This window comes from Rossellomorea aquimaris (assembly GCF_003315075.1).
GTDB lineage: Bacteria > Bacillota > Bacilli > Bacillales > Bacillaceae_B > Rossellomorea > Rossellomorea aquimaris_C.
The window spans coordinates 257983-280544 of sequence record NZ_QNRJ01000006.1 but is presented as its reverse complement, the minus strand read 5'-3'; the positions used below and the strand labels follow the sequence as shown (position 1 = coordinate 280544).

Sequence of the window (22562 nt, the reverse complement as noted above, 5' to 3'; positions counted from 1 at the left end):
TGTTTTATTAAAAGGAGATAAATAAATGACTTATTCAGATTATAGAAGAATAGATCAACTTGGAGAAGGTGGTAATGGTTGGGTCTATCTTATGCGAGATAAATCGGACGAAGAATTTGCAGTGAAAGTTTCAAAAATTGAAAAAGTTACTGGTGAATTTTCTAAACTAAAATTAGAAAGATTTAAAACAGAGGCTATTAAAGTAAATGAGCTTTATAGAAATGGGCAGAAAGGGATTATTCCAGTGTATAATTATGAATTACCGTGCGAAGCAACTGGGAAGTACTTTTTTGTTATGCCAAAAGCTGTACCTTTAGAAGAAATGGTCAAATCCTCTGAAAATATCTATGAATTAACAGCTATCTTTAAAGACCTAGCTTTAACACTAAGTGAATTGCATAATAAAAATATTTCTCACCGTGATATAAAGCCAGAGAATATATTGTATTATCAAGGGAAATATTGCTTTGGCGACTTTGGTTTAATAGATTATCCCGAAAAAGAAGATTTAACTAGAGCAAAAGAAGCATTAGGGAATAGAAAAACAATGGCACCAGAGATGCGAATTCCATTATTAGTAACAGATCCTAAACCAGCAGATGTATATTCATTTGCAAAAACTCTTTGGGTAGTACTTACGGGTGAAGAATATGCATTTGATGGGCAATTTAATTATTTCGAAAATAATCGTTTACACATTAAGTACCCTGAACAACACTTGGTGGAATTGTATAAGCTTTTAAGAGATTCAACAGCCGAAAATCCTGATAAAAGACCAAATATAAAAGAATTCTTAAACAGATTACTTGAATGGGAAAGAATATCTAACGATAAGGGGGAATCAAGCAAAAGTCTGTGGAGATTCATAGAACAAAACGTTCTTCAGCAGACAAAACCAAGTACAGTTATATGGAAAGAAAGAAGTCAAGTAGTTGAAATTCTTAAGCAAATATCTATTACAAACTTTAATCATACGTTTATACATGAAGGTGGTGGCATGGATTTAATAGACATTGATTTTTTCGATGATATAGAGAATGGTATGGTTTCCATAAATTTTGGATTTAATATGGTGCAGGTCTTTAAAGTGAAAAGGTTGATATGGGAACTGCCAAATAACGATCCTGAGTTTAGCTACTTTCGTTTAGAGTTTGACAAAATAAAGCCAATTTTTCCACAAGCAGTTATAGAATTACAAGATTGGATGGAAAATCAGAAATACCAATCTGCTGAAAGAATTGTATCTGAGGATTTAATAGTGAATAGTAAAGGAAAATATGAGCCTTATAGAGAGGAAGAGGGGGTAACTTTCTCTAGTGTTACTCGCAGGTTTGATGGTTCATTTTTAATCGTACCAAAAGGTTCTATATATAATAGTATCCAAAATACGTACGATGGAAGGCACTCTAAGTTCTGCTCAGAAGAATTTAGAGAATATATGGAAATTCTGCAGTATATTTATAATCACAAGATATTAGGAGATTATTTTTGGAATATTGCTAATGAAGATCCTTTCAAAGAAAAATTTATTAATGAGTTGAAAAGAATTAGGGTAATGTGTGATGAAGAAGTAAGAAAAGAATTAGGGATCTTTATAGAAGAATAAGTCAAGGCGTTGCATATTCTTCTATGATTTTATTAGAAACCCTGGTGAAAAATTTGGCATTTTGTCTCTATGTATCGGAGGGTCTGACCCCAATTTTCCGTATACCAGTATAGAGCTATTTTATTCAGATGTTTTATTGATACAGCATAATCTACTATAGATTGTGAATTAATGTATCCTAATTTGTTGATCATTCTTTACCAATATTTTATGCACAAAGATAGAAGGAGAACTATGTCTAATAAATCAGAGTACTACTCCATATGGGAAGCAGTCCATAAATCCGTTTGGAATAATAATAACTTTTCAAATGAAAAAGCGTATGTTACATGTCTCTTATCAGAGTTAGCATATAAGTATATACCTAAATATGAAATCGACAAAATAAAACGTGTTAAGATTGTTCCCTGTTTTGAATATCAAAATATAATTTCGAGTGGAGAATCCATAAATTTTAATAAATTATTACTTGCCCTTGATTTTAGAGATTACTTTATTATTGAGGAAAATAAAATGATTATTATTGGTATTAAACTTAAAAACATCCTATTTATCTCAGTAAGGGGTACACACCAATTATATGATTGGTTTGTTAATATTAATATAAGAAAAATGAAAATGACTTTTTTTGATGATGAAAATAAGTATCATTCAGGGTTCCTCAATGAAGTTTTAAAAGTTTATAATGCCCTTTTTTTGAAAATAGAAGAATTTTCAGTTGAATCTACTAAAGTGATTTTTACAGGGCATTCTTTAGGGGGAGCTCTATCCTCAATTTTGTATTCACTTTCTTCATGTTTGAAAAGAGAAACTCAATGCTTCACTTTTGGTATGCCAAGATATGGAGATAAAATCACTATAAGTTCACATTGTCCACATCATATACTTAATGAGTTTGATATAGTGCCATCTTTACCACCAAAAATTTTTGGTTACTGTAATTCTTTGTCTGAATATCTTCTCAATAATGAAAGCATAACCCCTATACATATTAGAGATAAAAAAAACCTTATTGAATGGGTTAAAAGAATTAGACAAGTAGGTAAAGAACATTCGATAGAGCAATATAAATTGAGATTGATTAATCTTTTATAAAAATCATAGAGTAATTCGTTAAGTATATTTCTCCTTAATGTTAAAGTTATTTAGTTAGATAAAGCATTAGATAGTTTAATATAGTTTGGATTGTAATACATTTTTAAAAAGAACAGATAAGCGAAAGATTTTGGGGTTGGACCTTCGGTTAAGTGAAGCTTTAATAAACTGGGGGTTTGTCCTGGTTTAGATATCTAAGGAGCTATTTAAAGCATCGGTAATTGGATTAACTTCTAAATATTTTTCTTCGTCGAAAAATAATGTTGGATACTTTCTCGTACACCAAAATAATCCTAATCGTTTCGTTTTTAGTAATGAAACATTGAATCTATATCCAGCTTTTTTATTCAACTTTTAGTAATTGTTATACATTGGATACACTGTAGTCAATGTAACAATCTTAGTATTGGGATCAGACCCTCGGTACGGTAAGGCGTTAATGAGATGGGGGTCAGACCCCGATACATTAGAACAGCGGGGGAACTGGTGAGAGAGTGAGTGTTAGGTTCACTGCGAATAGTGTTGAAAAGGGACAAGGCTGCAGCCTTGTCCCATTTAGTGGTTTTTGGACACCTTACTACCTAATTTATTTTAGATGATGCAGAGTGACTTGAGCATCTCAAATTATTTAAAACTTTTTACTCGTCATTACCGCCCCATTCCCCAGTCGGCCTATGCCAACTGACAATACGGTCTTCTGACCTCATTTTTCACAAAAAGAAATGTATTTTTTGAAATTGAAAGGGAGATCTGGAATCCAGATCTCCCTTTGTATGTTCGCCCAGCATGGGTACAATCTGTTGGGGAAAAGTCCCGTACAGTGAAGGCGGAAGTAGCGGTAGCTTAACGCAAGAGAGTCTGCGGTGATGTAGATACTGAAGAAAGCGAGCGACAAATCTCTGGTCTGAGGGACACGAGCTTTATATATGGCTCTATATGCGATCATCTATACAGTAAATTCTATAGAATGCTAATACATTGTAGCCGTTGAAAAGAGAGATACGAGGTATTGAGCTAATAAAAAGTTCAATTGTTATAGTTGCAATCTCTGAAAATAAAAGTCCCTTTAGGAATTAAACGTTAAATAACATAAGGGATAATGGGGTCAGATCCTTCTTGCAGTGAAGCTCGTTCGAAGGGTTCATATGGCAGAGGCTTGGTTTGAGCACCTGGAAGAGTGTAATTATTACTAGGTGAGGAGGAGATGTCCTTAACAATAGGGTAAGTTATGGTCAAGGTTTTATGTGTGGATTTACAAGCACCCTAATTGCACTTTACTATAATTAGTTCTTTTTCCTTAATAAGGAAGAGGGTATAATAGGTTCATAGGAATGATTTAGAAGGGGGATCAAAAGTGGCCGAGACAGCGAAGGTCAGTTATTCGGATATATTTTATGAAGAAGCTCAAAACGTATTACAGACGTTAGAGGAGTTCCACCAATTGTCATCAATAGAGTTAGAGAATGAGCAATTAAGGGATATGCTGTATGAAATTAACGGGGATATTGCACACGGCATTAATAAGATTAAGCAGAATTTAAATTATCTTATGAGAAATGTAGAGTGGGAGACCTTCAACTTATCTTTTTTCGGAGAGACAAATGCAGGGAAAAGTACATTGATTGAAGCGCTTCAGCGTGGAAACGGACGGCTAATCGGGGACGGAAGCAAGGATTATACGAAGTCGCTTACGAATAAAACGTTAAAAAACGTCAACCTGCTTGATATGCCGGGCATTGAAGGCAATGAGAGGAAATACATATCGGAGATCAAGAAGGGTGTCGAGAAGTCCCATGTCGTCTTTTATGTCATTGGAACAAATAAAGAGCCTGAGGAGCAGACGTTAAGAAAAATAAAATCCTATTTAAAGGACCAAGCAAAGGTCTACTCCATCATAAATGTCCGTTCAAAACCTAACCCGTATATCCTAAAAAAAGGATTAACCGATAACAGTTTAAAATTAATAGAAGAGAGGACAAAGGAGAAATTCAGTGAAATATTGGGAGACCATTATGTCGACAACTTAATCGTGCATGCCCATCTTGGATTTTTATCAGTCGGCAGTCCTTTAAGAGATGACTTGAAACGAGATCAAGAAAAAATGAAAACCATTTTTGGTTCGCCCACCAATGCCTATGAATTTAGTAATCTTAGTAAAATCGAAGGTCTGATTGAGCATTTATCCGAGTCCAGTATTAAGGAAATCGCCATCTCCAATACTTACAAGTTTTTCAGTTGCCTAGAGGAAGTGACGAGCAGAATCCTAAAGGGAAAAAAAGGCTTTGATGAAACGATCAAAAGCTTAAAGTTTCAAATCAAAGAATGTTTGGATTCTTCACGTGATGCTGTCAGGTCCTGCCAAAATAATGTTCTCAATCTCATCGATATTAAAGTGGATAAGATGCAGAGCAATATGCAAAAGATTATATATGATGGAATTGACAACCAATGGGGAGAAACAAGGATCAAAAGCGAGTTACACAGCGAGAAAGCCAGATTTGAGGAAGAAACTAAAGACTCTCTGGATAAAATCATAAAAGAATTAACAGAAGATATACAATCAAATATGATCCAACTTCAGCGACGTATGGATCTAGAGTTTAAATTCTCAGGTTATAAGAATAGTGATTTCAATATCAGCAATATCATTAGCAAGATGCAGATCGGTATGAAGTATGTTCTTGGACAGATCCTTGACTTGGGATTTTCGGTAATAGGGATTATTGTAGCTTTTGTCTTTAACCCTGTTCTTGGCATCATCACAGGTGTCATCAGTCTTATGAAAAAAATATGGGAATGGTTTTTCGGTGATCCTAATAAACGCAAAAGAGAAGCAAAAAGCATGGCTTATGATGAAATCCGAAATCTGGTTCAAAAGATCAAGAAAGAAGCAAGAGCAAACACTGATAAAGAGTTTAAAAACCTGGATAGGAGCATCCAAAACACATTGTTAACTGTGGACCACTTTATCCGTGAGGTTGAGAAATTGAGCTTCTCCATGAATGATAGAATAAGTGACCTGGCTCACTCTAAAGTGGAAATTGGTAAATCAATGGTAGCTAATATAGAGGAAAGGTCCGTTGAATTTGCCTACTTTGACCTAAAACTCGCTCAGGGAATGATTATAGGGGAAGCAGCCACCTCCGCAACAACAAGATCTTATCGTTTGAATAAGCTCGATAGATACCCCAATGTAGGTGTGTTGATGGTAAACATTTATCCTGATCAAAAGGAGGGCTATTTCTATTTGAAATCCCCTCAGGAGTTCACATACCGAGCCTTTTCAAACCTGATTGACTACTATAAAAAAACCGATGAAAGCTTTGCAATCAAAGGAGTAAGGAGAATGAAAAATGGCGAAAACCTTTCAAACAGATAAACAGGATTTGCTTGAACGATTACAATCTTTGAAAGAAAAACTTTTTACCTTCGACCAGTACGATATCGACGTTTCCGCACTGATCGAAAAGGTCGAGACATCAATTGGAAACCTGGAGAAGGAAAAATTTATCATTGCCATGTTTGGGGCTTTTACAGATGGAAAGTCAACGATTCTTTCTTCTCTTACCAAGCGTTCGGATATTGAAATCTCACCGGAACCAACAACTGATGAAGTATCAATCTTCCGTCTTGAACATCATCAAAATAAAGATGATTTCTATATAGTGGATACTCCAGGACTGTTTTCAGAACATATGATTCATAGTGAGCGGACACAGAAATATATCTCCGAAGCGAATGTGATCATCTATACCATCGATCCAGTTAATCCATTAAAAGATAGTCACCACTCTACTATTAAATGGTTGCTCGAAGATCTAGGAAAGGCAGAGTCTACTCTGTTTGTCATCAACAAGATGGATGAGGTTGCAGACCTAGATGATGAAATGGATTATAACCGTAACAGCGAAATTAAACAGAAAGTCGTTGTCGATACAATCAATAGTATTGTCAATGTGAAAAAACAACCGAAAGTCATCTGTGTGTCAGCAGATCCATACGGAATGGGGCTGGAGCATTGGCTTAACGAAGAACCCGAATATTCAAGACTTTCCAGAATGGATACCCTTGTAACAGAACTTGATATGTTCATCCAAGAATTCAAGAATGAGCTTTTGAGAAATGCAGGTATAAGCGTAATTAAAGACGCCATCCTTCAATCCATCTGCCAGCTGGAAGCAGCACGGGACGATATAAAGAAAAGTGTTGAATTAAGCAGCCATCAGCTAGAGGATCTGGATCAAAAAATAGAAAAATTCAGCAGAGATATAATCATGAAATATAGAAATATCAAGGAGGAAATCCTAAACCTGAGGGAAGATGTTTTTTCAGTCATTAACTCCTGCACAAACACAGATCATTTGAAAAATAGAGTACAAGTCAAAATTGGAGCAGAGGGGCATATCCTTAGCGAAAGAATAAATCTTATCATCCAAAAGCATACTGAATCCCTTTTCCATGAGCAGATGAACCTATTGAAAAGTATAGAATCTTCTTTATCTTTCCATAGTGACATACAAAGCAAACTACTTAAATTTTCAGGACAGGCAGGAGCAAAACTTGGTTCCAAGCTCGCATCCCAATCCTCTAAAACCTTATCCCAAGCAATTATAAAAGTGAGGGATATGGCCAAGCTGCCAATTAAATTCAAGCCGTGGCAAGCCATGAAATGGGGCAAAGCTGTTGCAAAATTTGGCAAGTTCCTTCAGGGGCTTCCAGCACTACTCGACGGAATTTCTGCTATTACAGACATGATCTCCGAGCACAAACTGAAAAAAGAACGAGAAACTATTCTTGAAGAAATTGATTCCCTATTTAAGGAATTTAACTCCACCTTCACGCGTGAAAACTATATTGAAACTTATTTCCCTCTAAACAAATCAGAGGGGGAACTGAGGGAAGACATCGCTCAAATTCATCAGACAAATAAAGAAGTTCTCCAAGATATTGAGAACAGTTTACTGCAACTTAAAAAGGAGAAGCAGGCTATATAAGAAAAAAGAAAAAGCTTCTTTTAGTTAATAGTCAGATTTATGTTGATAAGGTGTCTGACCCTCTGTACGGTAAAGCATTAATGTACTGGGGGTCAGACCCCAGTTTAGGAGGATATATGGAGAGAACTGAAATAGAGACTAATTGGACAGCTGTTGCCTGTGGCAGTGCTGCATCTTCTTGGAATGGATATACATATCAAGGAAAAGTAGCAGTTTATACTATGCTTTGCTTAATGAATGAACTAGGTGTAGGTAACGAGGAAATAAATCATTACTCACTTGAAATTGAATGGTTTGAAGATTTTTGTATCAAATATAAGGATGAGTATTTCACAATACATCAAGTAAAGTCATATCAAGATAAAGAAACTATTGGAGGTTACAAAGCCACGGTTCTTGAATTATTAGGAAAAACAATTATTCAACCAGCAGTAAGGGAAGCAAGTCTACATACAGCAATATATATAAAAGACTTTAAGGTTGAGGATTTGAAGAGTGATTTAATGGCTTATGTACCAGACAAAAAAAAGGACTTATTTAACCATTTTAAGAAGCTGTTATTTGAAGAAGATAAATTCGATAGTGCATGGAGTAAGATTAATATTAATAATAAAGACAATGGAGAATTAAGCGTTAATAGGGTTGTTCAGGTTGATGAAATTAACATTAAAATAAAAGAACAAATTAAGATGTTTCTTCAAAATGTTATACCAAGAAATACTTCTTCAATGAGTAGTGAAAATATTGACTATGCTTACTCAAACCTACTACATGCAGTGAATAATCTCATATCCAATATCCACTTGAAAAAGCAGTCAGTTCCAAATATCACATTCACAGAGGTTTTAGAAATTCTTCAAAATGACAGCGTATTCGACTTAACTACTGAAACAGTTGCTAGTTTACTCATAGACGATTTAACAACATATTTTGAAGAGTATTGTGAAGAACAGGGAATTGATATAGAACTAGATGAAGAAAAAGCAAAAATATGGACTCATCATATGGAAATATTAAAGTTATTATCTCCTGAAGACTTTGTTCTTATCTGTCGAAAAATTGCACCCAACATACATGTGAAAAAATCAAATTCTATTAGTATAGCAGAATATAAAAGACTTATTGATCAACATGGAGTTAAGCAGATGTTATTTGAGTGTTTGTTTACTTTTCATCATTTGTTAGAAGCAGCAAAATTCAAAAATGATATTCTTCTAATTAAAAAAAGTAAGGTATCAAACTTGATTACCATTATTCTTAACAATGGAAGGTATGCCTGTTCAAAAGTGGGTAAGGATATTTTCAATAATTTCAATAAAGATGCAGCTCTTTTAGAACTTCTTTTTGAAGTGGAGACCTATATCAATAAGTCAATTAATGAGGAGTATAGAGGAAGTATAACAGAAGTTGAATCTGATACCGATTATCGAGATAAGGAAAAATTCACAGGAACTAAAAAAATAAGATTCATGGATCTTAATACTGCAATGGAGGAATTTAAACCGAATGAATAAATTAATTAATATAATCTTTAAGGAAGCTGGATTTGAGTTATATGAAGGAATAAATTTTAAAGGGAATTATTCAACAAATTTCTCCTTTTTTACTAGAACAAATAATAATAAATTTGATTTTTATCTTGTCGCAAAATTTAAAGAGGGGGAAGTAGCTCTTGAGGGGTTACAGGATCAATTGGATCAATGTTTTGATTCTATTCTAATGGAAATAAGTGTATCTGGTATTGATAAGAATCTTTCATTACTCCTTTTACTAGAGACGGAATCTCTTTACTATTCAAAAGAACGAACAAAATATATTTACAGCTTAGAGGAGGACCCTTATGACTTCAAAAAGTATGTATTAACCTATACCAAAAATCAGTTGGAAACTTTAGAAAATAAATTAAATGAAACTAGAGAGGTACCTGTAATAGAAGTGCTTAACTATCTCTTGCAGGAAAAGAAATTATTTACTTCTTTTAAGAAGAAACAAGAAGATAGAAGTCCTGTTGAAGGTCAAGAAGCGAATTTGTACGATCTAGTATCAAAGTTATTTATTAAATTACCATTTTTAAGTGTAATAATGAAGCAGGAAGAATTAGTTAGTTTAAAGAAGGAAATAGATGAAAAACTCAATCAGACACAAACAAAAATTGTCTCTCTAATGCTTGAACAACACTCCAAGGACCCCGAACTTAATATTAATGATATCTTACCCGCGATAGGGGTTGAATATATTGAATAGTATAAAAATTTCTAGGGTGTATATTGAAAATTTTAAATCCATAGAAAATTCAACACTCTCTTTCAAAAATCAATCTGTTACTATCCTTGATGGACCAAATGGATTTGGAAAAACTAGTATTTTTGATGTGATCGAATTAATATTTACAGGTAGTATCCGAAGAATTAAACAATTAAAAATCAATGTTGGAAACAGAGGGTATGATGATTACTTATTTGCTAAAGATCAATCTAAATCCGTTATTTTAAAAATCGAATTAGAAGTATTCGACGCTTATTTAAATGTAATTGACAAAATAATTATTGGGCGAAAGATTGAACCCAGTTCATTAAATAGGTCTAAGAAGAGACCATTTGATTTCGATTATTCTGTTCATTTGCTCGAAGACTTTGACATGGACCTGACTGAACAGAATAAGTCGTCTCAGCATACAATAGAAGAGTTGATTGAAATTACAGATTTTGAGTCTAGGTTCAGTTTATACCATTATATTGAACAGGAAGAGTCAAGTCACTTACTCAAGAAGAATGAAAAAGAACGTATGGATTCTATTAGTAAACTTTTTAATATTGAATCTGAAATTAAAGAACGGGATATTCTTGAAAAAGTAAAAAATAAACTGTCTCATTACAAAACGAGATTAAATAGGGGAATTTCTGAAATAACCATCGACTTTACACCTGCTGGAGATGAGGATGTTCAAACTTCTGAAGTAGAATATTTACAACTAATTAATATTCCTTCTAATAAAATTGTATGGGACCAGAAAATTATTAAACCTCTAGATAAAGAACAGAAAGCCAGTTATTTAGAAGAACTTGAAAGTATTAAAGGTCTAATTACTAACTTTGATGAATTTTTGATTGAAACTAATAACGAAAGAATTCGTGGTGTTGCATCAAAAGATCAAAGACTATCAGCTTTAATTATCTTGGGTCATTTTGAAGAAGAATTTGAGCAAATCAAGAGCAATTATTCTTTGAAAAAAACGTTTGAAAAAATTAAATTTAAGATTGAAAATAAAGATATCTTTAAAGACGAGATTAATTGGAATTTAGTATTTGAACATTTTAAGCCTACTCTTAGTAAAGAGAATCTCGTTCAAAAGATTAATTTTATTAAAGGTTTAAGTATAAATACAAGTAACCTCTCACGTATTGTGGAAAAACTCATTTCAACTAGAGAAGATCTTGTTTCAAAGTTTGATGAATATATTAATAGTAAACAGATTGATGGTAACAACTGTCCGCTTTGTGGTAAGGAGTGGGGAACTTACCAGGGTCTTATTGAACAAATAGATAATCAAACTGTAATGTTTAAAGAGGAACTAGATAATTCTTCTACAATAATCCTGGATGAAATTAACAAGCTTTATGAGAAGTGTTTAACTCAGCTGGCAATTAATATAGAAGAATATATAAGTAATTCAATCGCAGATACTTTTTTTAATCAGCTTCAAGAGTATAAGCTTTTAAATATTGACTTTAATGCAGCCAAGAAGTTCTTCATTGGATTAAATATTGACATTACAACCTACTTTAATAAAGAAAAGAATCATGTGAATAATTTAAGTGAAAGAGTGGAGAGGATAAAGGAAATTCTTTATAGTAAACTCTCTAAAAGTAAATTAGAGTACGAAAAGTATAAAGAATATCAACGGGTTTATAAGAATGTATTTGCTAACAGCGACGAAGTGATTAAAGATACGAGTATTGCAAATATCGATCAAAAGAAACAATATATTGAATACATGTACTATATGCAAGCGAGTGAGTTGTTTATTAAACAACAAAGATTGGTTAAACAATTGGAACAGATAGATGAATCTCTTAATCCTCTTAATGAAGCAATTGGTATTTATAATGAAAAAATTAATGGTTACCGTGCCAAGATGATTAGTGAAATAGAGATACCATTTTATATTTTTAGTGGAAAGATAATTCAAAACCATCAAAGAGGCATAGGGGTATTTATTAAAGAAGAACAAAGTGATCAAATAGATGATCCTCAGTTAAAATCAATTAATTTTGTTCCCCCTGAGAAAACTGCACATGATATCATGCATTCATTTAGTTCCGGCCAATTATCTGCAACTGTTCTTGCTTTCTCTTTAGCCTTAAATAAGGTCTATAATGATAGAGGGCTTGGTACAATATTAATAGATGATCCAATTCAAACCATGGATGAAATAAATATGGCATCATTTGTTGAGTTGCTGAGAAACGATTTTTCAGATAGACAAATAATTTTATCAACACATGAGGACAAGATATCCATGTATATACGCTATAAGTTCTCAAAGTATGGTCATAATACTAATAACATAAATGTAAAAGAAGAATTTTATCAATAAAAGTATGAAAACTACTAATAATTCTTTAGTAGTTTTCATACTTTCTTTAGTAATAAAGTGTAAATACTTTATATTATATCTTCTCGTCATAAACAAAACAGGAGGTGAATACTTATGAGCATAGAAACTCATTATAAAAATGAAGTTATTGGAGCTGTAAACACTTTTATTCAGATGATTAATCAATCTGATAAGTGGAATCCAAAAGGTAAAGGAATAATTAGAAATAATTGGCATTATAGCATTCAGTCAAACAATACTTTTTTGGCTAAACTAAGAATAAATGGATTTGATGAAGTGTTATTGTTTAATAAGACAGAATGGAATAATTTAAATGCTAATATGCTTGGGAACTCAAAATTAAAAGAACTCTATGAAAGATTAACATAGTAGGTTAAAAGAATTTTGCTTTGTTGATTTAAGACACAGTTTTTAATTAATGACCTATTACAAAAATTGAACATTGGTATATTTATTGAGAGCTCAAATAATTTAAAAGAGAGTAAACCTTATAATAAACAGGTTCACTCTTTTTCCTTAACCAAGTTTCTGAACAGGGTTCTGTTCTTCCGCCCTACTCCTTATTTTACTAAGAACATATATAATGGTTGTCATAATAAAACAACTAAATCCCGGAGAAAACGAATCCGGAATCACCAAGTAAAACACCATCCCAACCCCCAACACATACAACGCCTCCCGATTAAAATTCGACTCCCCACTCGCAAGCCGAACCAGCGCACTCTCAGAAATCATCCCTTTCCGTATAACCAAATAATCAGCCACCACAATCGCTGATATCGGAATGATCAAGATCCCCAGATAAGAAATATACTCCTGAGCATTATAAACCAGCTGCGGAAACGAACTTAAAATAATCCCTGCGATACTAAACAACAAGGCACTTTGAATCCGCGATAAGGAGGGCAGTGCATTAAGCAGACTGTATCCCCCTGTATACGCATTACTAAGATTAATCGATATCATCGATACCATCGCACAAGCCGTGATCACCAATAGAAGCAGGCTGGAGTCAGTTAGTTGACCCGCTGCGACGAATGGGTTTAAATCTTTGAACAAGCTCGCACTCAATCCTCCAAGCAGTGCAGTCATCATGAATCCGACGACGTTGCCCACGTAAAGTCCCCAGAATCCGTGGCGGTCGCTTTTGCTGTAGCGGGTGATGTCGGAGGATGCGCTGACGCCTGAGATGTATTGGACGAAGACGAGGCTCGAGTAGAATAGGAACGTTCCGATGGAGAAGGGTTCCTGGCCTTGTGTGAGTGTTGGGAGGGAATCGGCTCCTTTTGTTAGGAACAGGTACAGGATGATTCCCTGGCCGATCACGAGGATCGGGATGAATAGTTTGGTCGCTTTTTTGACGGCTTCGAAGCCGATGAGGGCTAGAAGGGTCATGATGATGGCGAGTCCGATGGCGACCGGGATGAACGGAATCGTGTGCGGTGTTACTTTTTCAACCATGGAGATGATGACGAAGGTTCCTCCGATGGTTTGGACGCTGAACCAGTAGAGGGACGTCAGGGACCGGATGGGGGATGCGATAAGCATCGACAGCCGGGTTCCGATGATGGATCTTAGGACGTATTGGGCTGGCAGGCCGTAGCGGGAGCCCGGTAGTGACAGGAATGATACGAATAGGAAGGCGACGCTTGCTCCTAGTACGGTGGCAAGAAATGCTGCCTGGAAGGATAGTCCGCCTTCAAGGATGGCCAGTGCAGGGATGAGGAAGTTTCCTGCGTTCACGGAGAAGGCGAGCTGTATGATGAAATATTCGATCCATGTGGTTGATTTTAATTCGGGTGGGACCTTTTCAAGTCCGAGCCGTTCGATCATAGGTTGTTTCATAAAAAAAGTCTCCTTTAGGTATACTAGGATGCATGGTTTCTATTTTAAAGAATTTTTGAAAAAAAGCGAAGAAATAATCATTTATTTTTTTAAAGAAAAATAGAGATATTTCCTTATTTATTTGTTAGAATGTAAGTGCTTACAGGGTGAGTAATTGCCCTTCGCTATTATATATGAATAGTGTTATATTTAGGAAGTGAATGCTCCAAGGAGCAATAGTGCATTTAGGAGGTTGGCTTAGTATGCGTATTGGTGTACCAACGGAAATTAAAAACAACGAAAATCGTGTGGCCATGACGCCGGCTGGTGTTGTGAACCTTGTTCAATTCGGACATGAGGTTTACATTGAAGCTGGAGCGGGAATGGGTTCAGGATTTACAGATGAAGATTACAAAGCAGCAGGTGGACACATCGTTGATTCTGCAGCGGAAGCATGGTCCATGGATATGGTCATGAAGGTAAAAGAGCCACTTCCAAGTGAGTACTCTTATTTCCGCGAGGGGCTTATCTTATTTACATATTTACATCTTGCTCCAGAGCCGGAATTAACGAAAGCGTTAATTGATAATAAAGTGATCGGAATCGCGTACGAAACGGTTGAACTGAATCGTGCCCTTCCATTACTGACTCCGATGAGTGAAGTGGCTGGACGTATGGCGACTCAAATCGGTGCCCAGTTCTTAGAGAAGATCCACGGTGGAAAAGGTGTATTACTTTCAGGTGTCCCTGGGGTTCGCCGCAGTAAAGTAACGATCATCGGTGGAGGAGTTGCCGGTACGAACGCAGCGAAAATGGCTGTCGGTCTTGGTGCCAACGTCACGATCCTTGACCTTAACCCGGATCGCCTTCGTCAGCTTGATGATATCTTCGGTAGCGACGTAACAACACTTATGTCCAACCCGTTGAATATCGAACAAGCTGTCAAAGAAGCAGACCTTGTCATTGGTGCTGTACTAATTCCAGGAGCGAAAGCACCTAAATTAGTAACAGAAGACATGATCAAAGCGATGACACCTGGTTCAGTTGTTGTCGATATCGCCATCGACCAAGGCGGAATCTTCGAAACAACAGACCGCATCACAACGCATGACGATCCAACATACGTGAAGCACGGCGTTGTACACTATGCTGTTGCCAACATGCCTGGTGCCGTACCACGTACGTCTACCATCGCATTAACAAACGTAACCGTACCATACGCGGTTCAAATCGCAAACAAAGGCTACAAAAAAGCGTGCTTAGACAATGAAGCTCTGTTAAAAGGTATTAACACATTGAATGGATATGTGACGTACCAGGCGGTTGCTGAGGCGCATGATGTAGACTATTCAGATACTAGAACTCAATTAGAGCAACAATAACAACAGGAAGCCGACTGCATGGGAATGTTCAGTCGGCTTTTTTGTGTAAATATAGGAGAGATTAGGAAGCCCTCGGTGTTATGTCCTTAAGTTGATTGGAGTGCAATGCTTTACATAGAAGTATACAGAAAAAGCCACATACTGAAATGTGGCTTTTTCTGTATTTAACTCTATTCTAGATTAGCGTGTTTTCCATACATTTTACCAGAATCCAATCCTTTTTTCTCCATGAAGCGCAGAATGATGGCATCATAAAATAACAACATCGTTTGCTCGAATAGAGAGCCCATTGGTTGGATCGTTTTGTAATCACCCTCGGACTGGTCTTTCGTTACTCCTGGTAATGTAACGGTCAAATCAGCTAATTCTCCAATGGTTGAATCAGGAGAAATGGTTATCGCTGCGACGGTACCTCCCAAGCTTTTAGCTTTTTCAGCAATGGCCACTAGCGTTTTGGTTTCTCCTGAGCCTGATCCGATGATTAATAGATCATCCTTTTCTAAGTTAGCTGTTACTGTTTCCCCGACGACATAGGCGTCAATCCCCATGTGCATCATTCGCATCACAAAGGATTTCCCCATCAATCCAGATCTGCCGGCACCAGCAACAAAGATTTTCTTGGATTCCAGAATCTGATTTACTAATTTCTCTGCCTCTTCATCAGAGATTAAGTGCACCGTTTGACTTAATTCTTCGACGACTTTGGATAAATATTGAGTAGACTTCATCGTTTCATTACCCTTGTTGAATTAATTCCTGCATTTCACGTGCAGTAGCCCGTTTATCTTCTTTGCCTGTGATCCCGCCACCTACAATGATGAGGTCAGGCTGTTCTTTAATGACTTCCGGTAGTGTTTCTAATTTGATTCCACCGGCAATGGCCGTTTTGGCATTTTTTACAACGCTTTTGATCGTGTGTAGATCTTCAAAGGAATTTTTTCCTACAGCTTGCAAATCATAACCTGTGTGTACACAAATATAATCGGCACCAAGTTCGTCTAATTCTTTCGCACGGGCGGCAACGTCTTTGACGGCAATCATATCAACAAGGATTTGTTTCCCTTGTTTTCGGGCTTCTTCTACAGCGCCTTTGATTGATTCGTCTTCTGCCGTTCCAAGAATCGTAATGATGTCAGCACCTGCAGCAGAGGCTTGGCTGACTTCATATCCAGCGGCATCCATAATTTTCAAGTCTGCTAATACGGTTAAGTTAGGGAACGCTGCTTTTACTTCTTTCACTGCTTTAAGCCCTTCATTGATGACAACAGGTGTACCAATTTCTACAACATCAATATACTCTTCTACCTCTTTAACTAATTCAATGGCTCCTGGGATATCGACAAGATCTAATGCTAATTGTAATTTCATATATATTTGCTCCTTCTGGAAAATTTTATTTTGTTGTGCTAAGCGGCTAGAAGTAAATGTTTCCTTCTGAAAGTTATTTACTCACTAGCATGATGTTTAGTATACTCAGTATGTAAATAAATTAAAAGTACGCACTTTTACCGCATATAGTGATAAAAAGTATACTATTGGATGAATAAAGGAGAGTTGAGGCAAATGCCAAATTTAGGAGAGAAGAATTTCAACTGTGAAAAAGAATTAACCCTCGCAGTAATCGGGGGTAAATGGAAAATGTTAATATTGTGGCATCTAGGGAAGGAAGGAACGAAACGATTTGGTGAATTAAAATCTCTTATGCCGGGTATCACTCAAAGAATGCTTGTTAATCAATTAAGAGAACTCGAAGATCATTTAATTGTGCACCGGGAAGTGTATCCTGTCGTCCCGCCTAAAGTCGAATACTCACTCACCGAGCATGGGGAAAGACTGTTGCCAATCTTAGAGGGTATGTATGAATGGGGCAAAGATTATATCGAGAATGTACTGGAAAAGGAAACGGATGATCATTCAGCGGTCAAATAGATAATCTTTCTTACCAAGGGTAAACCTTGGTTTTTTTACTGTCTTATATGAGTAGAGACAACAACTTAATTGCTACTAATCGCTTATTTTTATAAAATTGGGGTATAACATAAAATAGCAAACGAGAGAAAGAAAAATAGATAAGTTTATTTGGAGGAGATGCAAAATGAAGATTTCATATCATGGACATTCAGTAGTCAAAATCGAAACCAATGGTAAAACGATCCTGATCGATCCATTCATCAACGGAAACGAACTGACGGATCTTAAAGTGGATGACGAGAAACCCGATGTGATCATCCTTACACACGGTCACAACGATCACGTAGGTGACACGGTCGAGCTTGCGAAGAAAAATGATTCCTTGGTGATTGCGAATCATGAACTGGCGACGTACTTAAGCTGGAAATTAGTGAAGACTCACCCGATGCATGTCGGTGGAGCTTATGAGTTTGACTTCGGGAAAGTGAAATTGACACAGGCATTCCACGGTTCCGGTCTGATCACAGACGGCAATGAGATCATTTATATGGGTATGCCTGCCGGCGTTCTCTTGATGATTGAAGGGAAAACCATCTTCCATGCGGGGGATACCGGCTTATTCTCTGATATGAAGCTGATCGGGGAACGTCATCCGATTGACCTTGCTTTCCTTCCAATCGGGGATAACTTCACGATGGGACCAGAAGATGCGGCGACGGCTGCAAGCTTCTTAAAAGCGAAGAAAGTCGTGCCGATTCACTATGATACATTCCCGCCGATCAAACAGGATCCGCATAAATTCGTTGACATGCTTGAGGATTCTGAAGGACAGGTCATGAAGGCCGGAGATGTAATCGAATATTAAATCAGTAAGGGTGGTGCAATGGCATCACCCTTTTTCTCATGTTAACACAATATCCTCCATTCTCTCGCATATACATGATACAAGCCTAGAGAGGAGGAAGAACGTATGAAACAACGATACATTCTCTGTCTACTATTCACAGGGGCCTTTATTTATTATGGAGCACCCCGCATGTCTATTTTTGCAGAAGGCCTTCAAGGCACCTTTGCCATCAGCTGGCTCGTCCTTGCAACCTTTGTGGTAGCCGGAAACCTTGCAGCCCTTCTTTACACACCTAAAGGAACAAGTAAGGGCAAGATGTTGAAATCAAAGCCGGCACGGAAAGTGAGATCGCGGTCGTTTGGATGAGCATTATGGAGAGAGTGGTATTTATTGAAGGGGAGGAATACAAACCTCATAAGTTGATTGTAGCGGAAGGGGCTCGACTCCTGCGGGAAACGCTGGACAGGTGAGACCCCACAGGGCGCAGCCCGAGGAGGCTCACCGCCAGCCCCGCGGAAAGCGAGCCCCTGTAGCGAAAATCAACCTGCACTCGCTCCTCAAAAGTAGTAATATGCACTCACTCATTGGGGCTTTCACTCTCGAAAGCCCCGATAAAATTGAAAGACCACGCTTTTCACATTATAATAAACATATAAACCAGGACGTTATAAAGAAGGGTGAAAAGCTTGGCTACTAAACACGAACAAATATTAGACTACATAGATACCTTGCCAGTCGGTGAAAAAATCTCCGTCCGCCAAATTGCAAAAGCATTGACCGTAAGCGAAGGAACGGCATACAGGGCGATCAAAGATGCCGAAACGAAAGGCTACGTCAGCACCATCGAACGCGTCGGGACGATCCGTATCGAACAGAAGAAGAAAGAAAATATCGAAAAGCTCACGTACGCAGAAGTGGTCAACATCATCGATGGACAAGTACTCGGTGGACGATCCGGCCTGCATAAGATGCTCAACAAATTTGTCATTGGAGCCATGAAGCTTGAAGCCATGATGAGATATACGGAAGCGGGGAACCTCTTGATCATCGGGAACCGGAACCAGGCACAGGAACACGCTTTGCGTGCAGGGGCCGCGGTCCTGATCACCGGGGGATTTGATGCAGATGAAGACGTTAAGAAGCTCGCAGATGAACTCGAACTCCCGATCATCTCCACTTCCTATGACACCTTTACCGTCGCCACCATGATCAACCGGGCGATTTACGATCAGCTCATCAAAAAAGAGATCGTGTTAGTGGAAGACATTTTAACCAAAGTGGACGATACGATTTACCTGCACCTCGACGATACGTTAGAAGAATGGTACGAAAAGAATCAGTACACATTCCACAGCCGTTTCCCTGTCGTGGACCGCAACATGAAGGTCCATGGGATGGTGACCTCGAAGGACGTCATGGGACAGGAAAAGTATGCAGGCATCGATAAAATCATGACGAAGCAGCCGATCACCGTCAGCCCGAATACGAGCGTCGCATCCGCCGCCCATATCATGATCTGGGAAGGGATCGAATTACTTCCCGTCGTCAATGAACAGAACAAACTGCAGGGAATCATCAGCCGTCAAGATGTTTTGAAGGCCCTGCAAATGATCCAACGTCAGCCACAGGTCGGGGAGACAATTGATGATCTCATTTCAAACGCAGTGGAAGTAGTTGGCGAAAAGAAAGACAACAAAGAAATCTACCAATTTGCCGTCACACCGCAAATGACCACAGGGATCGGAACGCTCTCCTATGGTGTATTCACCACTCTAATGACCGATGCCGCCAACCGTGTACTAAAACCGTACAAAAAAGGCGACCTCGTCATCGAAAACATGACCATCTACTTCATCAAACCCGTCCAGATGGAAAGCATCCTAGAAATCCATCCAAAGGTACTCGACGTAGGAAGAAAATTTGGTAAAGTGGATGTAGAGGTATATAACGAAGGCGTACTCATGGGGAAATCCCTAATGATTTGTCAGCTGATTGATCGACATTAGGTCTTTATATAATCAAGAGTGATTGAGAGTAGGATAAAGTGAAAAACTTATGTTGATTGGAGCGGAAGATGCTCGACTCCTGCGGGAAATGTGTGGAAGTTGAGACCCCGGAAGCGAAGCTGAGGAGGCTCAACCCACACCCCGCGGAAAGCGAGCATCTGCAGCGGAAATCAACCACTACTCGCTCATGAAAAAGTATTTGCAAACATAAAAAAGACTAGATCAAACATCTAGTCTTTCATACCTTATTGGTTATCCAGTTCCTTCGCTTCTCTTTGAGCATAAGGAAGCACGTGCTTGTACAGCTTATATCCTGCCCAGCAGCTTCCAAGCCCGATCAGGATAAAAAGACCGCCGATAAAATACGTCAGCGTTCCCGGAAATAAAAGTAGCTGGTTTATACCAAATAAGGCAACAAATAGCCCTAGTGCAATGCTTGCCTTCGCCGATAACCATTTCTTTTCCATTGGTCGATTCGTTCGGACCTGCCTGATTTTATAAAAGACATAAAACGTGAATGTTACGACTATCAGTAGTGCGAGAAAATACATAGTTTTGTCCTCCATCGTTGACTTCTCTCGCTACTATTTTACAGATATCAGGACAGAATGCCAAATAAAAAATTCCACTACAAAGGAGATTCCCATGAAAGAACAAATACTGGACCTCATCAAACAATATGAAACAATCATCGTACATAGACATGTTCGCCCGGATCCTGACGCCTACGGTTCCCAGGGGGGCCTCGTTGAAATACTGAAAACGTCCTTCCCGGAAAAAAAGATCTATGCCGTCGGAAAAGAAGAGGAAAGCCTTCATTATTTAAAACGCCTGGATGTCATTGAAGACCACGTGTTCGAAGGAGCTTTAATCATCGTTTGCGATACAGCGAATGAAGAACGTATCTGTGACAGTCGTTATCATTTAGGAGATAAGCTCGTGAAAATCGATCATCACCCCAATGAAGATGCATATGGGGATTATTTATGGATCGATACATCCGCAAGCTCAGTAAGCGAAATGATTTATGAATTCTACTTGTTCGGTAAGGATAAGGGACTCACGCTGTCTGATGAGGGAGCAAGGTTGTTATTTGCCGGAATCGTTGGAGATACGGGAAGATTCCTTTACCCGAGCACAACTCAGAATACGTTTGATATCGCAGGGGAATTGATCCGATTTGATTTTGACCGTAATGAATTATTCAATAAAATGTACGAGATCGATGCCAATGTCATCAAGCTGCACGGATACGTCCTTCAAAACTTCGAAATGGATGGGGATGGCTGTGCGAGTATGATCATGACGAAAGAAATTCTGGAAGAGCATCAGGTCATTCCTTCAGATGCTTCTTTACTGGTCAGTACATTGGGTAACGTGAAAGGCATTAAAGCGTGGGTCTTCTTCATTGAAGAAAGTGATCAAATCAGAGTCCGTCTGCGTTCAAAAGGACCAGTCATCAACACCATCGCCAAAAAATACAACGGCGGAGGACATCCTCTGGCTGCAGGGGCTTCGATTTATTCATGGGAAGAAAAAGAAGAAGTGATGAAGGATTTAAGAGAAGTGTGCAGAAATCATAGATAAGTCTTAGAGGAGCCGGCGGATACCGGCTCCTTTAATAATGTTCTGACGGACACTCATAAAAATCATCCCTTTCAAATTGAAAAGGGACCTGAATATAAAGGGTTCATACATAAGAGTTCAAACTCCAGTCCATTGGTTGGAGTATTTTTGTATTCTTCTTTACAACATGTTCTTGCAAAATAGGCTTTTGTATCAGTAACAATACCCAGCAAGATGACATAAATTGTTTGGGAGTGTTCAAATTTTTAGTGAATTTACCTAAATGACTGAAATTTTTCTTAGAAAGCTCAATTGTTCTTGTTCCTTAATGGTGAGAGACATTGGCTAATTTTTTTGGGAGGTAATGAAATTGATGAATCATTTTCACAATGAACTTCAAAATCTGAATGTAGGTGATTTCCAGGCAACACAGCCTGTTTCATGGGATCAAAACATGTATGATCCGAATGACGAACGACTTTTCCTTGGGTTTGGAGGCTGTTTCGGTTTTGCTTTCTCATGCTTCTTTAGCTGTTTTGGGTGTGGTGGCTGTGGTGGATGCTTCCGTTGCGGAGGCTGCGGAAGATGCGGCGGAGGTGGCCGATGTGGCGGCTGCGGCAGATGTGGACGCTGCGGACGTTAATCGGATTTTAGAATATGGTTTTCAAATGGATCCCTGTGTGAGTTCGTGCAGGGGTCTTTATTTTATTCTT

Annotated in this window: 19 protein-coding genes; 15 read left to right on the top strand and 4 right to left on the bottom strand. The window is 37.8% G+C overall.

The features are described 5' to 3' along the window. Positions 1–25 precede the first annotated feature (25 nt). The 8 genes from DET59_RS10860 to DET59_RS10825 all read left to right on the top strand — a co-directional run bounded on the left by DET59_RS10860 (position 26) and on the right by DET59_RS10825 (position 12682). Positions 26–1606: a protein kinase domain-containing protein gene (locus tag DET59_RS10860; protein WP_113969690.1), complete on the top strand. Its 1581-nt coding sequence runs from the start codon at positions 26–28 to the stop codon at positions 1604–1606. Between the two features lie 234 nt (positions 1607–1840). Next, positions 1841–2701 carry a lipase family protein gene (locus DET59_RS10855; protein WP_181778121.1) on the top strand — a complete coding sequence of 287 codons (861 nt, stop codon included), beginning with the start codon at positions 1841–1843 and terminating at the stop codon, positions 2699–2701. Between the two features lie 1354 nt (positions 2702–4055). Beyond that, positions 4056–6080: a GTPase gene (locus DET59_RS10850; protein WP_113969688.1), complete on the top strand. Its 2025-nt coding sequence runs from the start codon at positions 4056–4058 to the stop codon at positions 6078–6080. After that, entirely contained in the window at positions 6055–7695 is a 1641-nt protein-coding gene (locus tag DET59_RS10845; protein WP_113969687.1) for a LeoA/HP0731 family dynamin-like GTPase, read from the top strand. The genes DET59_RS10850 and DET59_RS10845 overlap by 26 nt, the downstream gene beginning before the upstream one ends. A gap of 116 nt (positions 7696–7811) precedes the next feature. Beyond that, positions 7812–9209: an ABC-three component system protein gene (locus DET59_RS10840; protein WP_113969686.1), complete on the top strand. Its 1398-nt coding sequence runs from the start codon at positions 7812–7814 to the stop codon at positions 9207–9209. Continuing rightward, the gene (locus DET59_RS10835) at positions 9202–9939 is read left to right on the top strand and encodes an ABC-three component system middle component 1 (RefSeq protein ID WP_113969685.1); all 738 of its coding nucleotides are present in this window, start codon (positions 9202–9204) and stop codon (positions 9937–9939) included. Before DET59_RS10840 ends, DET59_RS10835 begins: the two co-directional genes overlap by 8 nt. Beyond that, complete coding sequence (locus tag DET59_RS10830) at positions 9932–12292, top strand: AAA family ATPase (protein ID WP_181778120.1); 2361 nt, start codon at positions 9932–9934, stop codon at positions 12290–12292. Before DET59_RS10835 ends, DET59_RS10830 begins: the two co-directional genes overlap by 8 nt. A gap of 114 nt (positions 12293–12406) precedes the next feature. Then, complete coding sequence (locus DET59_RS10825) at positions 12407–12682, top strand: hypothetical protein (RefSeq protein WP_113969683.1); 276 nt, start codon at positions 12407–12409, stop codon at positions 12680–12682. A gap of 147 nt (positions 12683–12829) precedes the next feature. Here DET59_RS10825 and DET59_RS10820 read toward each other — a convergent pair whose 3' ends face one another. Next, on the bottom strand, positions 12830–14158 hold the full coding sequence (locus DET59_RS10820; RefSeq protein WP_113969682.1) for a purine-cytosine permease family protein: 1329 nt from the start codon (positions 14156–14158) through the stop codon (positions 12830–12832). Between the two features lie 242 nt (positions 14159–14400). On the opposite strand from DET59_RS10820, the gene ald reads away from it, so the two are divergent. Next, positions 14401–15519, top strand: a complete 1119-nt coding sequence (ald, locus tag DET59_RS10815; protein ID WP_113969681.1) for an alanine dehydrogenase — start codon at positions 14401–14403, stop codon at positions 15517–15519. 170 nt (positions 15520–15689) lie between these two features. Here the strand turns inward: ald and hxlB are convergent, their stop codons facing one another. Together hxlB and hxlA are read right to left on the bottom strand one after the other, a co-directional pair. Continuing rightward, positions 15690–16247 (bottom strand): 6-phospho-3-hexuloisomerase, encoded by a 558-nt coding sequence (gene hxlB / locus DET59_RS10810; RefSeq protein WP_113969680.1) that lies wholly within the window; start codon positions 16245–16247, stop codon positions 15690–15692. Positions 16248–16254: 7 nt separating this feature from the next. After that, positions 16255–16887 (bottom strand): 3-hexulose-6-phosphate synthase, encoded by a 633-nt coding sequence (gene hxlA, locus DET59_RS10805; RefSeq protein WP_113969679.1) that lies wholly within the window; start codon positions 16885–16887, stop codon positions 16255–16257. 195 nt (positions 16888–17082) lie between these two features. On the opposite strand from hxlA, the gene DET59_RS10800 reads away from it, so the two are divergent. From DET59_RS10800 to DET59_RS10780, 4 genes are all read left to right on the top strand, one after another. Continuing rightward, positions 17083–17448: a winged helix-turn-helix transcriptional regulator gene (locus DET59_RS10800; protein ID WP_113969678.1), complete on the top strand. Its 366-nt coding sequence runs from the start codon at positions 17083–17085 to the stop codon at positions 17446–17448. 166 nt (positions 17449–17614) lie between these two features. Continuing rightward, complete coding sequence (locus tag DET59_RS10795; protein ID WP_113969677.1) at positions 17615–18295, top strand: metal-dependent hydrolase; 681 nt, start codon at positions 17615–17617, stop codon at positions 18293–18295. A 105-nt stretch (positions 18296–18400) separates the two neighbouring features. Beyond that, a complete protein-coding gene (locus tag DET59_RS10790; RefSeq protein ID WP_113969676.1) occupies positions 18401–18643 on the top strand; it encodes a hypothetical protein in 243 nt (80 codons plus the stop codon). Positions 18644–18963: 320 nt separating this feature from the next. Then, a complete protein-coding gene (locus DET59_RS10780; protein ID WP_113969674.1) occupies positions 18964–20283 on the top strand; it encodes a DRTGG domain-containing protein in 1320 nt (439 codons plus the stop codon). Between the two features lie 245 nt (positions 20284–20528). On the opposite strand, the gene DET59_RS10775 is transcribed toward DET59_RS10780, so the two are convergent. Next, positions 20529–20834 carry a YtpI family protein gene (locus DET59_RS10775; protein ID WP_113969673.1) on the bottom strand — a complete coding sequence of 102 codons (306 nt, stop codon included), beginning with the start codon at positions 20832–20834 and terminating at the stop codon, positions 20529–20531. A 94-nt stretch (positions 20835–20928) separates the two neighbouring features. On the opposite strand from DET59_RS10775, the gene DET59_RS10770 reads away from it, so the two are divergent. After that, a complete protein-coding gene (locus DET59_RS10770; RefSeq protein ID WP_113969672.1) occupies positions 20929–21870 on the top strand; it encodes a DHH family phosphoesterase in 942 nt (313 codons plus the stop codon). Between the two features lie 352 nt (positions 21871–22222). Next, the gene (locus DET59_RS10765) at positions 22223–22492 is read left to right on the top strand and encodes a heterocycloanthracin/sonorensin family bacteriocin (protein ID WP_113969714.1); all 270 of its coding nucleotides are present in this window, start codon (positions 22223–22225) and stop codon (positions 22490–22492) included. Positions 22493–22562 lie beyond the last annotated feature (70 nt).

What these genes read in the sequence shown, in the direction of transcription:
- DET59_RS10775 (WP_113969673.1), bottom strand. Translation starts at nt 20,834, where the DNA reads ATGTATTTTCTCGCACTACTGATAGTCGTAACATTCACGTTTTATGTC.
- DET59_RS10860 (WP_113969690.1), top strand. Translation starts at nt 26, where the DNA reads ATGACTTATTCAGATTATAGAAGAATAGATCAACTTGGAGAAGGTGGT.
- DET59_RS10790 (WP_113969676.1), top strand. Translation starts at nt 18,401, where the DNA reads ATGAAACAACGATACATTCTCTGTCTACTATTCACAGGGGCCTTTATT.
- DET59_RS10825 (WP_113969683.1), top strand. Translation starts at nt 12,407, where the DNA reads ATGAGCATAGAAACTCATTATAAAAATGAAGTTATTGGAGCTGTAAAC.
- DET59_RS10770 (WP_113969672.1), top strand. Translation starts at nt 20,929, where the DNA reads ATGAAAGAACAAATACTGGACCTCATCAAACAATATGAAACAATCATC.
- DET59_RS10765 (WP_113969714.1), top strand. Translation starts at nt 22,223, where the DNA reads ATGAATCATTTTCACAATGAACTTCAAAATCTGAATGTAGGTGATTTC.
- DET59_RS10820 (WP_113969682.1), bottom strand. Translation starts at nt 14,158, where the DNA reads ATGAAACAACCTATGATCGAACGGCTCGGACTTGAAAAGGTCCCACCC.
- DET59_RS10845 (WP_113969687.1), top strand. Translation starts at nt 6,055, where the DNA reads ATGGCGAAAACCTTTCAAACAGATAAACAGGATTTGCTTGAACGATTA.
- hxlA (WP_113969679.1), bottom strand. Translation starts at nt 16,887, where the DNA reads ATGAAATTACAATTAGCATTAGATCTTGTCGATATCCCAGGAGCCATT.
- DET59_RS10840 (WP_113969686.1), top strand. Translation starts at nt 7,812, where the DNA reads ATGGAGAGAACTGAAATAGAGACTAATTGGACAGCTGTTGCCTGTGGC.
- DET59_RS10800 (WP_113969678.1), top strand. Translation starts at nt 17,083, where the DNA reads ATGCCAAATTTAGGAGAGAAGAATTTCAACTGTGAAAAAGAATTAACC.
- DET59_RS10835 (WP_113969685.1), top strand. Translation starts at nt 9,202, where the DNA reads ATGAATAAATTAATTAATATAATCTTTAAGGAAGCTGGATTTGAGTTA.
- ald (WP_113969681.1), top strand. Translation starts at nt 14,401, where the DNA reads ATGCGTATTGGTGTACCAACGGAAATTAAAAACAACGAAAATCGTGTG.
- DET59_RS10795 (WP_113969677.1), top strand. Translation starts at nt 17,615, where the DNA reads ATGAAGATTTCATATCATGGACATTCAGTAGTCAAAATCGAAACCAAT.
- hxlB (WP_113969680.1), bottom strand. Translation starts at nt 16,247, where the DNA reads ATGAAGTCTACTCAATATTTATCCAAAGTCGTCGAAGAATTAAGTCAA.
- DET59_RS10855 (WP_181778121.1), top strand. Translation starts at nt 1,841, where the DNA reads ATGTCTAATAAATCAGAGTACTACTCCATATGGGAAGCAGTCCATAAA.